Source organism: Allorhizobium sp. DMC15 (assembly GCF_056314065.1).
Genome location: NZ_JBQUZB010000003.1, coordinates 192,255 through 205,859, shown reverse-complemented (window position 1 = coordinate 205,859; position 13,605 = coordinate 192,255). Strand labels below are relative to the sequence as shown.

General features: G+C 61.0%; 15 protein-coding genes and 3 tRNA genes. 9 read left to right on the top strand and 9 right to left on the bottom strand.

Annotation, left to right across the window (positions count from 1 at the left end; translation table 11 throughout):
- Complete coding sequence (locus ACT53S_RS15255; RefSeq protein ID WP_476067622.1) at positions 1-783, bottom strand: alpha/beta fold hydrolase; 783 nt, start codon at positions 781-783, stop codon at positions 1-3.
- A 166-nt stretch (positions 784-949) separates the two neighbouring features.
- On the opposite strand from ACT53S_RS15255, the gene ACT53S_RS15250 reads away from it, so the two are divergent.
- Positions 950-1,195, top strand: a complete 246-nt coding sequence (locus tag ACT53S_RS15250) for a zinc-finger domain-containing protein (RefSeq protein WP_113377451.1) — start codon at positions 950-952, stop codon at positions 1,193-1,195.
- Between the two features lie 25 nt (positions 1,196-1,220).
- Positions 1,221-2,384 (top strand): FAD-dependent monooxygenase, encoded by a 1,164-nt coding sequence (locus ACT53S_RS15245; protein WP_476067621.1) that lies wholly within the window; start codon positions 1,221-1,223, stop codon positions 2,382-2,384.
- A 9-nt stretch (positions 2,385-2,393) separates the two neighbouring features.
- Here the strand turns inward: ACT53S_RS15245 and ACT53S_RS15240 are convergent, their stop codons facing one another.
- The gene (locus tag ACT53S_RS15240) at positions 2,394-3,584 is read right to left on the bottom strand and encodes a cystathionine beta-lyase (RefSeq protein ID WP_476067620.1); all 1,191 of its coding nucleotides are present in this window, start codon (positions 3,582-3,584) and stop codon (positions 2,394-2,396) included.
- A gap of 359 nt (positions 3,585-3,943) precedes the next feature.
- Between ACT53S_RS15240 and ACT53S_RS15235 the strand changes: the two genes are divergently transcribed.
- The 4 genes from ACT53S_RS15235 (at position 3,944) to ACT53S_RS15220 (ending at position 8,226) form a co-directional block, all read left to right on the top strand.
- Entirely contained in the window at positions 3,944-4,972 is a 1,029-nt protein-coding gene (locus ACT53S_RS15235; RefSeq protein ID WP_476067619.1) for an amino acid ABC transporter substrate-binding protein, read from the top strand.
- A 114-nt stretch (positions 4,973-5,086) separates the two neighbouring features.
- A complete protein-coding gene (locus tag ACT53S_RS15230) occupies positions 5,087-6,280 on the top strand; it encodes an amino acid ABC transporter permease (RefSeq protein ID WP_113377447.1) in 1,194 nt (397 codons plus the stop codon).
- A 1-nt stretch (position 6,281) separates the two neighbouring features.
- Positions 6,282-7,436, top strand: a complete 1,155-nt coding sequence (locus ACT53S_RS15225; RefSeq protein WP_476067618.1) for an amino acid ABC transporter permease — start codon at positions 6,282-6,284, stop codon at positions 7,434-7,436.
- Positions 7,437-7,452: 16 nt separating this feature from the next.
- Positions 7,453-8,226, top strand: coding sequence for an amino acid ABC transporter ATP-binding protein (locus tag ACT53S_RS15220; RefSeq protein ID WP_113377445.1), 774 nt, complete (start codon positions 7,453-7,455; stop codon positions 8,224-8,226).
- Positions 8,227-8,320: 94 nt separating this feature from the next.
- On the opposite strand, the gene ACT53S_RS15215 is transcribed toward ACT53S_RS15220, so the two are convergent.
- The 7 genes from ACT53S_RS15215 to ACT53S_RS15185 form a co-directional block, all read right to left on the bottom strand.
- Positions 8,321-9,052 (bottom strand): nuclease, encoded by a 732-nt coding sequence (locus ACT53S_RS15215; protein WP_476067617.1) that lies wholly within the window; start codon positions 9,050-9,052, stop codon positions 8,321-8,323.
- 173 nt (positions 9,053-9,225) lie between these two features.
- On the bottom strand, positions 9,226-9,519 hold the full coding sequence (locus ACT53S_RS15210) for a hypothetical protein (protein WP_113377443.1): 294 nt from the start codon (positions 9,517-9,519) through the stop codon (positions 9,226-9,228).
- Positions 9,520-9,673: 154 nt separating this feature from the next.
- A tRNA-Arg gene (locus ACT53S_RS15205) sits at positions 9,674-9,750 on the bottom strand.
- Positions 9,751-9,783: 33 nt separating this feature from the next.
- The gene (locus tag ACT53S_RS15200) at positions 9,784-10,089 is read right to left on the bottom strand and encodes an ETC complex I subunit (protein ID WP_113377442.1); all 306 of its coding nucleotides are present in this window, start codon (positions 10,087-10,089) and stop codon (positions 9,784-9,786) included.
- 83 nt (positions 10,090-10,172) lie between these two features.
- Positions 10,173-10,249: transfer RNA gene (locus ACT53S_RS15195), tRNA-Pro, on the bottom strand.
- Positions 10,250-10,342: 93 nt separating this feature from the next.
- The gene (locus tag ACT53S_RS15190; protein WP_476067616.1) at positions 10,343-10,831 is read right to left on the bottom strand and encodes a DUF192 domain-containing protein; all 489 of its coding nucleotides are present in this window, start codon (positions 10,829-10,831) and stop codon (positions 10,343-10,345) included.
- Between the two features lie 4 nt (positions 10,832-10,835).
- On the bottom strand, positions 10,836-11,414 hold the full coding sequence (locus ACT53S_RS15185; RefSeq protein WP_113377440.1) for a cold-shock protein: 579 nt from the start codon (positions 11,412-11,414) through the stop codon (positions 10,836-10,838).
- 186 nt (positions 11,415-11,600) lie between these two features.
- Between ACT53S_RS15185 and gloA the strand changes: the two genes are divergently transcribed.
- The 3 genes from gloA (at position 11,601) to ACT53S_RS15170 (ending at position 13,368) form a co-directional block, all read left to right on the top strand.
- Positions 11,601-12,041, top strand: a complete 441-nt coding sequence (gloA, locus tag ACT53S_RS15180) for a lactoylglutathione lyase (protein WP_113377439.1) — start codon at positions 11,601-11,603, stop codon at positions 12,039-12,041.
- Positions 12,042-12,164: 123 nt separating this feature from the next.
- Complete coding sequence (locus ACT53S_RS15175) at positions 12,165-13,139, top strand: hypothetical protein (protein ID WP_476067615.1); 975 nt, start codon at positions 12,165-12,167, stop codon at positions 13,137-13,139.
- A 154-nt stretch (positions 13,140-13,293) separates the two neighbouring features.
- Positions 13,294-13,368 (top strand) — tRNA-Glu (locus ACT53S_RS15170).
- Positions 13,369-13,605: the final 237 nt, after the last annotated feature.

The window sequence follows — 13,605 nt, the reverse complement described above, 5'->3', positions numbered from 1 at the left end:
TCACGTGGCCTGGGCGGCGTAGAATTCCAGCGCGGCCTTCTTGAACACGCGGTCGCCGACGGCCAGCATGTGATCGCGATTGGGAATGTCGAGCGCGACGGCACGCGGCATGAGATCGGCGAGTTCTGACGGAGAGCCGGCAATGTCGTCCTTGGTGCCGACACCGATCAGTGTCGGCACGTCGACCTTTGCGATATCCTCCCTGCGCACGAGATCCCGCGATGTCCGGATGCAGGCGGCAAGCGCCAGGCGATCGGATTTTGTCTGGTCGGCAAAGGCGCGAAACATGCGGCCGCGTTCATGGGTCACCACATCCAGGGAGGGCGCGAGGAGCGCTTCTGCGATCGGATCCCAGTCGCCGACCCCGTCACACATGCCGATACCAAGACCACCGAAGACCAGGGATCGGACACGGTCGGGATGTTCGACTGCCAGGAACGCAGAGATGCGCGCGCCCATGGAGTAGCCCATCACGTGGGCATCCGGCAGGCCGAGGTGGCTCAACAGGGCCGCAGCGTCGCCGGCCATTGAACTCGGATGATAGGCCTCTGGATCATGTGGCTTATCACTCGCGCCATGGCCACGATTGTCGATGGCGATGACACGGTAGCCGGCATCTCCAAGTGTGCGGAGCCAACCCGGGTAAACCCAGTTGACGCTGGCCGAGGAGGCGAATCCGTGGATCAGCAACACCGGTTCGCCGGCCGGATCGCCGTCATCGAAATAGGCGAGCTCTAGACCATCGTTGCGAAAACGGGAGAAATTGGGCGCGTCGAGATTCATGCGGACATCCTGCGGGGCTTGGGCCGGCAACCTTAGTCATTGTGTCGCTGACATCAATTGCCGCAGGGGCATTTTCTGTGGGTGCGGCGGCGCATTCGCTCTACACATTTACACTCGACGGCGTTATGGTCCGGCGCAAAATCACGAGCATTTCGCGGAGTTTCCCATGGCCGGTCACAGCATTCCCCATTTTCAGAACGACGGCGGTCACCTGGTGATCGAAATCGGCGTGAAGGAATTCATGTGCACCGGCGCGTCGACGCCTTTCGACCATCCCCACATCTTCATCGACATGGGGCACGACAACGAGAAGGTCTGCTCCTACTGCTCGACGCTCTACCGCTACAATCCCTCGCTGAAGGCTGAGCAGACGAACCCGCCGGGCTGCGTCTTCCACGTGAAGGCGGCTTAAGCGGCGTCGCGATCGGCATTATTCCATGTCCATCAAGCACGCCACCATCGTCGGAGCCGGGGTGGCGGGCCTGACGACTGCGCTTTCGCTCGCCGCCAAGGGCATATCCAGCGACGTCATCGAGCAGGCACCACAACTGGGCGAGGTCGGCGCCGGCCTGCAGCTTTCGCCTAACGCGACACGGGTCCTCGCCGCACTAGGCGTGCTTGCCGACGTGGAGCGCCACTGGCTGGAGCCGCGTAGCATCCGTCTCGCATCCGGCCTCGATCTGCGCAGTCTCGCCGATCTGCCCGCCGGTGAATTTGCCCGCCGACGCTGGGGATCACCCTATGGCGTGCTGCACCGTTCGACGCTCCAGCAGGCGCTGCTGCGCGCCGTTCTCAGCGCACCGCTGTGCAAGCTTCATCTCGGACGCCGAATCGATGGTGTCGGGGCCGATGCGCTGGGGCATGTGACCGGCCGCCGGCCCGACCTGGTTGTGGGCGCGGACGGCGCCTGGTCGGTTGCGCGCGACGCCATCTCCGGCGCCCCGGCGGTCAGTTTTTCCGGCAACATCGCCTGGCGGTTCACAGTTTCTGCGGCCGAGGCACCCTCTTTCCTCTCTCGCGGCGGGGTGACCGCGCATCTCGGACCGCGCGCCCATCTCGTTAGCTATCCCTTGAAAGAGATCAACGGCTTCAACCTTGTCGCAATCGCGGCCGGCGCCAAGAGCGACGAGAGCTGGGCCCTACAAGCGGATGCTGCGCGACGCTCCATGCTGCTGGACCAGTTTTCCGGATGGCATCGGGACATCAGGAGGGTGTTATCGGACGCCGACAGTCCAACCTTCTGGCCGCTCTACCAAGCCTCCGATGGACAGTGGCAAAACGGAAGAGATACCGTCCTGGTCGGGGACGCCGCCCATGCCATGATGCCGTTTTCGGCCCAGGGGGCGGCGATGGCCATCGAAGATGCCTTCAGCCTGGCGCATCACGTGTCCCGAACCACCCTGCCCCAGGCGCTCGCGCATTTCGAGGCCGAACGCAAAGCCCGTGCGGCTCGGGTCAAGGCGCGGGGCGAGTTCAACCGCTTCGCCTATCACGCCCGTGGACCTGTCCGATTTGCGCGCGATATCGTTCTGGCGCTTCGTTCGCCCGAGAGCATTGCCGCCGATCTCGACTGGCTTTACGGCCACAAGATCGGCGACTGAGCTCTGCCATCAGAGGCTTGCTACGGCTGCAAATCCTCGCTCGAGATCGGCCATGATGTCCTCGACGTTTTCGAGACCGATCTGGAGACGGATGACGGCGCCGCCCTCCGGCCCCTTGCGGATCTTGCGGTCATCAAGGTTCACTCGGACGGCTAGACTTTCATAGCCGCCCCAGGACCAGCCAAGACCGAAAAGCTGCAGGGCGTCGAGGAAGGCATAGGCCTTCGGCTTGACCGTTTCGGCCGAACCGGCGGCGAGGACAAAGGAAAAGATGCCGGAGGCACCTTTGAAGTCCCGCTTCCAGATGTCGTGACCCGGGAAGCTCGGCAAAGCCGGATGCAGCACGCGGGCGACCTCGGACCGGCTCTCCAACCATTCGGCCACACGCAGCGCCGAACGGAAGTGATGTTCCAGCCGCAGGTTCATCGTGCGAAGGCCCCGCAGGATCTGATAGGAATCGTCCGGCGCTCCGCAAATGCCCATGGCACCGTGCGCCTCCAGCAGCTTCGGCCAGTGTTTCGCATTGGCAGACACCGTGCCCATCAGAATGTCCGAATGCCCGGAAGGGTATTTCGTCGCCGCGTGTATCGAGACGTCGACACCGAAGTCCAGCGGTCTGAAATAGAGCGGTGTTGCCCAGGTATTGTCCATCGTCACCACGCAATCATGGCGGTGGACGGCTTCGGCGATAGCGCGGATATCCTGCATTTCGAAGGTATTGGAGCCCGGCGCCTCGGTATGGACCAGACGCGTGTTGGGTCGCATCAGCCGCTCGATGTCCGCGCCGATCTCGGGATCGTAGTATTCGATCTCGACCCCCAGGCGCGCAAGCATGGTGTCGCAGAAATGCCGGCAGGGTGAGTAAACGGAATCGACGATCAGCGCATGATCGCCGGCGGACAGATAGGCCAGAAAGGGAACGCTGATGGCGGCCAGGCCCGAGGGAACGAGAACCGTGCCGGCCGAACCTTCCAAGTCGTCTATGGCCGCGCACAAGGCATCAGTCGTCGGTGTTCCGCGGGTGCCGTAGGTGTAGCGTTGACTGCGTGTCTCCATCGCCCGCGCGTTGGGGAAGAGAACGGTCGAGGCGTGCACGACCGGCGGATTGACGAAGCCGTGGTAGTCGCTGGGCTCGTAGCCGGTGTGGCACAGTTTGGTGTTGGTGCCGGCCGACGCCAGCCATTCTTTGTTTTTGCTCATCGCGAGACATTTCCTGCTGCTAGACACCCGTTCTTGACGCTCCCACAGGGACGGGTCAAGTCGCATGAAATGGCTGCCCTCCGGCGGCAGCCATGCGCTGGACGCAACGGAGGTCTCGGCAAGAGGCGTCAATTTCGGCACTCAAACGCCTGAATTCAGCAATTGCGCCCAAAATTTTGGCGTTTTTCGCAAAATCATCCCCTTTGCGGCATAATTCGCCTTAAAGACTTGACCCTGCAACCGTTTCCGACTGTGATAGCGATGCTTGCTCCGGGAGGCCCGCAAGCCGATGTGCGCCGCCTGCTCCATGCTGGCCGGAAGCCTTCGATGGCAAAAACAAGAGAATAAGGTTGGGAAAAATGAAGAAAACACTTCTGTCTGCAGCGATTGGCGTCGCTGCCGTCGGTTTTGGCGCCGCTGCCGCGCAGGCCGGCACGCTCGATGACGTCAAGGCCAAGGGCTTCGTCCAGTGCGGCGTCAACGGCTCGAACCTCGCCGGCTTCGGCGCGCAGGATTCGTCGGGCAACTGGACCGGCCTCGATGTCGACCTTTGCCGTGCTGTTGCTGCTGCCGTATTCGGCGACGCGACCAAGGTGAAGTTCACGCCGCTGTCCGCCAAGGACCGCTTCCCGGCTCTGCAGTCCGGCGAAATCGATGTTCTGGCCCGCAACACGACCTGGAGCGCAAGCCGCGACTCGCAGCTCGGCTTCGACTTCCGCGCTGTCAACTATTACGACGGCCAGGGCTTCATGGTCACCAAGGCCCTCAACGTCAAGTCGGCTCTCGAACTGTCGGGCGCTGCTGTCTGCGTACAGTCCGGCACCACGACCGAACTGAACCTCGCCGACTACTTCAAGGCCAACGGCATGGAATACAAGCCGGTCGTCTTCGAAAAGCAGGAAGAAGTCGACGCCGCCTACCAGTCCGGCCGTTGCGACGTCTACACCACCGACCAGTCTGGCCTGTATTCGATCCGCCTGTCGCTCGCAAACCCGGCTGATCACGTGATCCTGCCCGAGATCATCTCGAAGGAGCCGCTCGGACCGGCCGTTCGCCAGAACGACTCGAAGTGGTTCGACGTCGTCAGCTTCGCCCACTACGCCATGATCACCGGCGAAGACTTTGGCATCACCCAGGCCAACCTGGAAGAGATGGTCAAGTCGGAGAACCCGGACATCAAGCGTTTCCTCGGCGAGGAAAAGGACCAGACCATCGGCAAGGACCTCGGTCTCGATGAAAAGTGGGCCTACAACATCATCAAGCAGGTCGGCAATTACGGCGAATCTTTCGAGCGTAACGTCGGCCAGGGCAGCCCGCTGAAGATCGAACGTGGCCTCAACGCCCTGTGGTCCAAGGGCGGTCTGCAGTACGCCCCGCCGATCCGCTAACTCCTCGACCATGCAGGAAGGCGCTTTTTGCGCCTTCCTGTTCGACCACAGAAGACTTCATAAAAAACGCCGGCCCAATAACAAAAACAGGGCTTTGGTACAGGGGACAGGTATATGGCAGTTGACGCTGCAGATCGGGGCGGAGCTGCGCGCTCCGAGACCTCGTTGCTTTACAATCCCGCCGTACGTCAGTTCGTCTATCAGGCGCTGACCGTCGTTTTCGTCGTATGGCTGTTCTGGTACGCCGGCACCAATGCCGCAGCGAACCTCGCCCGGGCGAACATGACCGCCGGCTTTGACTTTCTCGGCAGCCGCGCCGGCTTCGACATCGCCCAGACACCTATCGAATATACGAGCGATTCAACCTATCTGCGCGCTCTGATGCTCGGTCTGGTCAACACGTTGATCGTTGCATTTACCGGGATCATCACCGCTACCATCATCGGCCTGCTCGTCGGTATCGGACGGTTGTCGAACAACTGGCTGATTGCCCGGATCTCGACCGTTTATGTCGAAGTGTTCCGCAATATCCCGCCGCTGCTGGTCATCTTCTTCTGGTACAAGGGCGTGCTGTCGCTGCTGCCGGACGTGAAGCAGTCGCTGTCGCTTCCCCTCTCCGTCTTCGTCAGCAATCGCGGGATCTACATGCCGGCTCCGATCTTCGGAGAAGGCATGCTCGTCGTGGTCGCAGCCTTTGTCGTCGGCATCATCGGTGCGGTCTTCTACAGCCGCTGGGCTACCCAACGGCAGCTCGCCACCGGTGTCCGCCCCCCGGTCTTGCTGATCAATATCGGATTGATTATCGGCCTGCCCATCCTCGCCTTCCTGGCGATCGGCGCCCCGGTCACCTTCGACATTCCCGAACTCGGGAAGTTCAACATGCGTGGCGGTACCGTCATCGGGCCGGAATTCCTGTCGCTCTACATGGCGCTGTCGTTCTACACCGCCGCCTTCATTGCCGAAATCGTGCGGGCGGGGATCATGGGTGTGTCCAAGGGGCAATCCGAGGCCGCCGGCGCGCTGGGCTTCAGGTCGGGTCTGACGACCCGCCTGGTCATCCTGCCGCAGGCGCTCCGGATCATCATCCCGCCGCTCACGTCGCAATATCTGAACCTGACCAAGAATTCGTCCCTGGCGGTCGCGATAGGCTATGCGGATCTTGTCGCGGTCGGCGGCACGATCCTCAATCAGTCGGGTCACTCGATCGAGATCATCGCCATCTGGATGCTGATCTACGTGTCGATCAGTCTGGCGACATCCCTGTTCATGAACTGGTTCAATGCCAAGATGGCTCTGGTGGAGCGCTGAGATGAGCAAAGACATTTCCTATCTCCGTCGCGAATTCCTCCCTGCCCTTCCGGCCCCCGTTTCCGACAAGACGGCGGTCGGCTGGATCCGCAAGAACCTCTTCGCCACGCCGCTCGACGGGTTGATGACGATCGTCTTCGGTGCCGTGATCGTCTGGTTCGTGCTGTCGGTGTTCGACTGGCTGTTCATCTCGGCGGTCTGGTCGGGTGATGGCCGCGCCGCCTGCGCCACTCTGGTGCAGGGTGGCACGCAGCCTGATGGCTGGAGCGGTGCCTGCTGGGCCTATGTCGGCGACTGGTTCACCCAGTTCATGGTCGGCTCCTATCCGCGCGACCAACTGTGGCGGCCGATCCTGATCGCCCTGCTCTTCCTCGCCTTTCTGATCCCGATGCTGATCCCGAAGGTCCCTTACAAGGGCACCAACGCGGTTCTGCTGCTCGTGGTGCTGCCGATCCTCGCCTATGTGCTGCTGCTCGGCGGCTCCTTCGGCCTCACCCATGTCGAGACCTCGCTCTGGGGCGGGTTGATGGTGACGCTGATCCTGTCCTTTGTCGGGATCGTCGTGTCGCTGCCCTTCGGTATCATCCTGGCACTCGGCCGCCGGTCGCGCATGCCGATCATGAAGGCGGCTTGTGTCGGCTTCATCGAACTGGTGCGCGGCGTTCCTCTGATCACGGTCCTCTTTATGGCGAGCGTGCTTCTGCCGCTCTTCCTGCCGCCTGGCGACAATATCGACAAGTTCCTGCGCGCGCTTGTCGGCGTGTCGATCTTCGCCTCGGCCTATATGGCGGAAGTCATTCGCGGCGGACTGCAGGCCATCCCAAAGGGCCAGTACGAGGGTGCGGATTCGCTCGGGCTGAACTACGGCCAGAAGATGGTGTTCATCGTCATGCCGCAGGCGATCAAGCTCGTCATACCGGGCATCGTCAACACCTTCATCGGCATGTTCAAGGATACCTCACTGGTCTCCATCATCAACATGTACGACCTTCTCGGCATCGTGAAGGCCAGTTTCGGCGACGCCCGCTGGATCACACCGGTTACACCATTGACCGGTTTGATTTTCGCTGGTTTCGTGTTCTGGATCTTCTGCTTCGGCATGTCGCGCTATTCCGCTTTCATGGAACGGCATCTCGACACTGGCCACAAGAAATAAGGAAAAGGGGAACACCATGGCTCAAGCCAATTCCGCAAAGATGGCCGTCTCGGACACCGACGTCGCGGTCGAGCTGATCAACATGAACAAGTGGTACGGCGATTTTCACGTGCTGCGCGACATCAATCTGAAGGTGATGAAGGGCGAGCGCATCGTCATTGCCGGCCCCTCGGGCTCCGGCAAGTCAACGATGATCCGCTGCATCAATCGACTGGAAGAGCACCAGTCGGGCAACATCCTGGTCGACGGGATGGAACTGACCAACGACCTGAAGAAGATCGACGAAGTGCGCCGCGAAGTCGGGATGGTCTTCCAGCACTTCAACCTCTTCCCGCATCTGACGATCCTGGAAAACTGCACGCTGGCCCCGATCTGGGTGCGCAAGATGCCGAAGAAAGAAGCCGAGGAAGTGGCGATGCACTTCCTGAAGCGCGTCAAGATCCCGGAACAGGCGAACAAATATCCGGGCCAGCTCTCGGGCGGCCAGCAGCAGCGCGTCGCCATTGCACGCGCTCTTTGCATGAAGCCGAAGATCATGCTGTTCGACGAGCCAACATCGGCACTGGACCCGGAAATGGTCAAGGAAGTGCTCGACACCATGGTCGGGCTCGCCGAAGAAGGCATGACCATGCTCTGCGTGACCCATGAAATGGGCTTTGCCCGTCAGGTCGCCAACCGCGTCATCTTCATGGATCAGGGGCAGATCGTCGAACAGAATTCGCCGGCCGAATTCTTCGACAATCCGCAGCACGAGCGCACCAAGCTCTTCCTCAGCCAGATCCTGCATTGATGCGTCGATAGCTTCATCAAACATTAGAAGGCCCGCTGCGTGATCCGCAGCGGGCCTTCTGCTTCCGCGTCTATGTGCCGTCGTTGCAATGCGCTCAGGGGCACCAGGCCTGGTTTGCCGCAAGGCGGGGCTTGGCCAAGCCCTCCGAAACCAGGATCGAGCCGAGCGACCGGCCGTTGCGGGTCACGACACGCATGACCGACGAACCTGCCTCAAGCGGCTGCCCCTTCAGGACATCGATATCGAACTTACCCGCATTCAGCAGGTCGCGCAGCCTGACTTTGGCTGCAAAGCCGCGGTCACGCTCCTGCTGGCAGGCCGCCCTGTCTGTGGCCGGTGCCGCGATATCGGCAAGCGTGATCCTGGTTTTCGCAAACCAGAACGTGCCACCGTCGGCCACGCAGTTGTCGAGACCCGACGTGCCGCAGAAATAGAAGCGACCCTTGAAATCTTCGCCGATCAAGGCCGGATTTTGAGACGCCGCAACTGCTGCAGGCTTGGAATCCGGTACCGGCGTCTTTGCACCTCCGACCGCAGCTGGTGGGACGGGCGCACGTGCTACATCCGTATGAGTCTGCGCCGGTTTCGATGTTTGCGCGCGTGCTTCCGGTTTACGTTCCGCTTTCGCGGTCGTCGGGCGATCATCCTTCAGATAGGGCGCGACCTGCTTCATCACGGAATGGCGATTGTCGTAAAGCGCGATGCCGCCTGCGACCAAGGCGAGAATGACGACCCATTGCGTCATTCCCTGACCTGCGGATGACGAACGGCTTGATTTGCGACGCTTGGCGGGCGCGCGGCGGGAACTGGCGGTGCGACTGGACATGGTTAACCTCTCGTGCAGGCCATCATGAACAGCAAGGGTTTCAGAAAGGTTGGTTTCTCATTAATTTTTCGGAGGTCGGTCTATCCCAGACCTGCCCCCCTCGAAACGAGGGGTAAAGCAAAGGTCGGGCTTCGGCCCGACCTTCTGTCAAACTCATCCGTTCGCGTCTCTTTTTATTCGGCGACGCATTTCGGATCGGCCGCAGTCGCCGTCGAATCGGCGCTCTTCTGGCCCGGCGGGCACTGCGGCTGATCACCGGAATTGTTGCCCGTGCTCGATCCGTTGGTGGTATTGCCACCGAGATCGCCCTGGTTCGCGCCATCAGAGCCGTCGGAGCCGCTCTGCCCGGTTCCATCCGTCACAGACCCGCCGGTCCCACCGGAATTGCTGCCGCCGCTGTCTTGGGCAAGCGACACACCGGTCAGGCTCAACGACACGAGCGCTGCAGCTGTCAGGATCTTCATCATGGTCTCACTCCCTGTGTTCGATAGTCACGGGGATGTAACTGGCGACGACGAAGCCTGTTCCTGTTCCAACGGCGGGAACATTGGAACAAGCATCCAAGGTGAGCCGTGACAAACGTCACGTTTCAGGATCGTAAAGCTGGCCTGTTTGGAGTTATGGCGATCCCTGTAGGGCTCGAACCTACGACCTAGTGCTTAGAAGGCACTTGCTCTATCCAGCTGAGCTAAGGGACCGTCTCGAGGCCGCAGGCTGCGGCATAAGGCCGATCAATGCGTCCAGGGCTGGAGGCGATTGAAGCGGAAGTTGTCGGTATAGGAGACCGTCTGCCGCTTTGCTTCCTTCGGCATGATCACGCGGTATTCGATGCCTTCACGCTTTGCATAGGCCTCGGCCTGCTCCAGCGTTTCGAAGGTCAGCTTGATCTGCTGGCGGGTATCGCCGGAGGTCGTGTAGCCCATCATCGGGTCGATCTTGCGCGGGGCGGACTGGTCGAATTCCAGAACCCAGAGATGGGTCTTCGCCTTGCCAGACTGCATGGCGGTTTTCGCGGGGCGGTAGATCTTCGCAGACATGGTCTATCCATCTCCAGAACGTGGACGGCGGGCCAGCCCACCGCCGGAAACGCGACCGCCGATAACGGCGGTCATTTCACTGCTGGTCGGAGTGGAGAGATTCGAACTCCCGACCCTCTGGTCCCAAACCAGATGCGCTACCAGACTGCGCTACACTCCGTTCCAGCAATGCTGCCGGAATACACGGTTCACCCTCCAGCCGCAACCTCAAAAACGCGGTTTTCATAGGGCTATTTTACCAAGAAATTCGAGGTCATGGCGCCTTGGCAGCGGGCAGGTCGAGCGGCAGCTTCAGGCGCGCACCGGCCGTCAGGCCGAGTTCGGCCGCGCGGCCCCCGCGAATCTCCAGAGCGTAGCGCACGGGTTTTCCGGAGCCGACGATCGCCTCGGAAAACGGCGTGGTGCTTGCGGCGACACGAACCACGAGGCCGGCTTCGTCGATGAAAACCATGTCCAGCGACAAGGGCGTGTTGGCCATCCACATGGTGACCATGCGGGTTTCGCCGAAGTCGAACAACATGCCGGCATTGTCAGCCAGCGCTTCGCGTTCCATCAGGCCGCGCGCGCGCTGCTCTGGTGTCAGCGCCCATTCCACCTCGAATTCCAGAGGCTTTCCGTCTGTCGTCACGACCGCGAGACGGCCCGTCTCGAAGACGACCGGGGTCTGGTCCGCGCTCGCCGGGCCGAAAAACACAACAAGCGCCAGAACGGCGCTTGTCAGCAAGATGAGAAAACTGCGCATCGTTTCAATGGGCCCGCACGGAAGGACCCGGATTGTCCGGGTGGATCTCTGCGGCCATCAACCCCTTGTCGCCTGGCCCGAAACGCACCAGCACCGTTTGGCCGGGGCGCAATTCAGTGAGGCCGAAGCGGCGCAAGGTTTCCATGTGGACGAAGATATCCTCGGTGCCCTCGCCGCGCGTCAGGAAGCCGAAGCCCTTGGTGCGATTGAACCATTTGACAAGAACACGTTCCAGGCCGCTGGTCGGCGTAACCTGGACATGCGTCCGCACCGGCGGCATCTGCGAAGGATGCACCGCCGTAGATTGGTCCATGGAAAGGATGCGGAAGGCCTGATAGCCACGATCGCGCTTCTGAACCAAGGCGACGATGCGGGTGCCTTCGAGAATTGTCTGGTAGCCGTCGCGGCGCAGGCAGGTCACGTGGAGAAGCACGTCCTGCATGCCGTTGTCCGGCACAATAAAGCCGAAGCCCTTGGCGACGTCGAACCATTTCACGATGCCGGTGATTTCGATCAGATCGACGGCTTCGCCGGACAGCTCCTCGAAACCATCGAGCCCCTTCGGTGAAATCCTGTCCGCCATTTCCCCAAGCCCCTCGAAAACGCGTCACATTGCTCAGTCAACTGATTCTTGAGATTCAGATTAACATTTCGTCAACGGATCTGCGCAAGCCCTAGTTTCATCTATACCCAACTGCTTTTGCCGGATGAGCCTTGCCCGAGACTGGCGCATGTTCCATATCCATGGCCTTCACAGGAGGATATCTTGATGCGCTATCTACACACCATGGTTCGGGTAAAGGACCTCGACGCCTCGCTGCATTTCTATTGCGAACTCTTCGGGCTGACGGAACTGCGCCGATACGAAAACGAAAAGGGCCGATTCACGCTGGTCTTCCTCGTTGCGGACGGCGATCACCAGCAGGCGAAGGAGACCATGTCACCCTGCCTCGAGCTCACCTACAACTGGGATCCGGAAGAGTATACCGGCGGGCGCAATTTCGGCCATCTCGCCTATGAGGTCGACGATATCTATGCCATCTGCCAGAAGCTCATGGACAACGGGGTCACCATCAACCGCCCACCGCGTGACGGTCATATGGCGTTCGTGCGTTCCCCTGACGGCATCTCCATCGAGATCCTGCAGAAGGGCGAAAACCTCGCGCCTGCCGAACCCTGGGCCTCTATGCCGAACACCGGTGCTTGGTGAGCTGACCGGCAGAGGCTAACCCGCTTCGCGCAAGATTGCGCCGCTAGAACCGGCTTCGAAACAAAAGGTGTCGCGCCCGCGCGATGCCTTGATCGCCCCGGTGGGGTGACGACGGAGCCGGCGATGACACGAACCTTCCATCACAGCAGTACGGGCCTTCGGACCCTAGCCATCCTGAGCGGGCTGGTGCTTGGATCGTGCCAGACGAATGCCGGCGACATCCTCGCGACCGGCTCGCTCGAGCAAACGGCCCCATCGCCAAAACCTGTCAAAGGGCGCTATACCGATCCGCAGGTGATTGCCGTTGCGGCCGGGGCCGGCGACCAGGAAGCCCAGCTTCCTCTGAACGAGCCTCCGGCGACCCTGAAGCGAAAGCCCGCACCTCTCGCCGCTGCCTATACCGACATTGCCGAGCCGCCACCGGAAGTGCTCGCCCTGCAACAGCAGGCGATGCCAGCGACCGAGCCTGCCGGAGACCTCGGCGCCCTGCAGCCAACCGATGTCGACACCCACAAAAACAGCCTCTTCTCCGCAGGGAGAGCGCCAGCGCCGGCACCAGACATTGCCGCCTCGCCTGCTCCCGCCACACCGCAAGACGGATCACGGCAAGCTGCCGTTACGGCGACCGAACCGGTCAGCAGCCTTGTTCCGGGGAACATGCCGACACTCGGCGTCAACGCCATGAGCAAGAGCTTGTTCAGCCCCTCGGCAGACCAACAGCAGATGGTTACCACGAGCGAGCCAGCGCCCGGCCTATCGGGTGAAAGCCTGCCGCTCGTGGAACCGGATACGGGGCCGCCGGTGCTGCACAAACTCTCCGACCCGCGCCCGAAACGGAAGATCCTGGCTCTTCGTGAACCGACCGATGCCATGCCCACTGAACCGCTTCCGGCGCAGGAGATGCCGGAAAAGGTTCAGCTCACACCCGAGCAGCTTGCGGCGATGGGAGCCGTGCCCGAGACTGCAGCCGATGGCGGCACACCGGAAACTGCAATGGCGGACGGATCCGAGGTGCCCACGAGCAAGAAGAAGAAATGGCTGCCGTCTCTTTCGGACCTCCTTGCAGGGGGAACCAAACCGAAAGGGAACACACGCTGACGGCCTGACTCCATAGCCGCCAAACCCTTGGTTTGACGCCATTTTCCTGACCCCACAGAGCGGAATCACGGGTCTGTCATTTTTCTGCAAAAAAGCGCTGAGACCGGCTTGCGGTCTTCCCCGCGCCTGACTATAAGAGCGCCACGAAGCGCACGCGCCCTTCGTCTATCGGTTAGGACACCAGATTTTCATTCTGGGAAGAGGGGTTCGACTCCCCTAGGGCGTGCCACTTTCTTCTGACTTTTATCCGAAAAAATATCGCAATTCATGCGCTGCGAACCTGGCATGTCGCGTGCGAACGCGTCGTTTCTGACATCATGAAATTTGTCCATCGAGAGAGCAAATTTCCGCTTGCGGACCATATTTACCATGACTATAAGGGCGCCACCGAAGCGCACGCGCCCTTCGTCTATCGGTTAGGACACCAGATTTTCATTCTGGGAAGAGGGGTTCGACTCCCCTAGGG

Bases quoted from the DNA above. Each gene is read 5' to 3' on its own strand.
- ACT53S_RS15255 (WP_476067622.1), bottom strand. From the start codon at position 783: ATGAATCTCGACGCGCCCAATTTCTCCCGTTTTCGCAACGATGGTCTA.
- ACT53S_RS15250 (WP_113377451.1), top strand. From the start codon at position 950: ATGGCCGGTCACAGCATTCCCCATTTTCAGAACGACGGCGGTCACCTG.
- ACT53S_RS15245 (WP_476067621.1), top strand. From the start codon at position 1,221: ATGTCCATCAAGCACGCCACCATCGTCGGAGCCGGGGTGGCGGGCCTG.
- ACT53S_RS15240 (WP_476067620.1), bottom strand. From the start codon at position 3,584: ATGAGCAAAAACAAAGAATGGCTGGCGTCGGCCGGCACCAACACCAAA.
- ACT53S_RS15235 (WP_476067619.1), top strand. From the start codon at position 3,944: ATGAAGAAAACACTTCTGTCTGCAGCGATTGGCGTCGCTGCCGTCGGT.
- ACT53S_RS15230 (WP_113377447.1), top strand. From the start codon at position 5,087: ATGGCAGTTGACGCTGCAGATCGGGGCGGAGCTGCGCGCTCCGAGACC.
- ACT53S_RS15225 (WP_476067618.1), top strand. From the start codon at position 6,282: ATGAGCAAAGACATTTCCTATCTCCGTCGCGAATTCCTCCCTGCCCTT.
- ACT53S_RS15220 (WP_113377445.1), top strand. From the start codon at position 7,453: ATGGCTCAAGCCAATTCCGCAAAGATGGCCGTCTCGGACACCGACGTC.
- ACT53S_RS15215 (WP_476067617.1), bottom strand. From the start codon at position 9,052: ATGTCCAGTCGCACCGCCAGTTCCCGCCGCGCGCCCGCCAAGCGTCGC.
- ACT53S_RS15210 (WP_113377443.1), bottom strand. From the start codon at position 9,519: ATGATGAAGATCCTGACAGCTGCAGCGCTCGTGTCGTTGAGCCTGACC.
- ACT53S_RS15200 (WP_113377442.1), bottom strand. From the start codon at position 10,089: ATGTCTGCGAAGATCTACCGCCCCGCGAAAACCGCCATGCAGTCTGGC.
- ACT53S_RS15190 (WP_476067616.1), bottom strand. From the start codon at position 10,831: ATGCGCAGTTTTCTCATCTTGCTGACAAGCGCCGTTCTGGCGCTTGTT.
- ACT53S_RS15185 (WP_113377440.1), bottom strand. From the start codon at position 11,414: ATGGCGGACAGGATTTCACCGAAGGGGCTCGATGGTTTCGAGGAGCTG.
- gloA (WP_113377439.1), top strand. From the start codon at position 11,601: ATGCGCTATCTACACACCATGGTTCGGGTAAAGGACCTCGACGCCTCG.
- ACT53S_RS15175 (WP_476067615.1), top strand. From the start codon at position 12,165: ATGACACGAACCTTCCATCACAGCAGTACGGGCCTTCGGACCCTAGCC.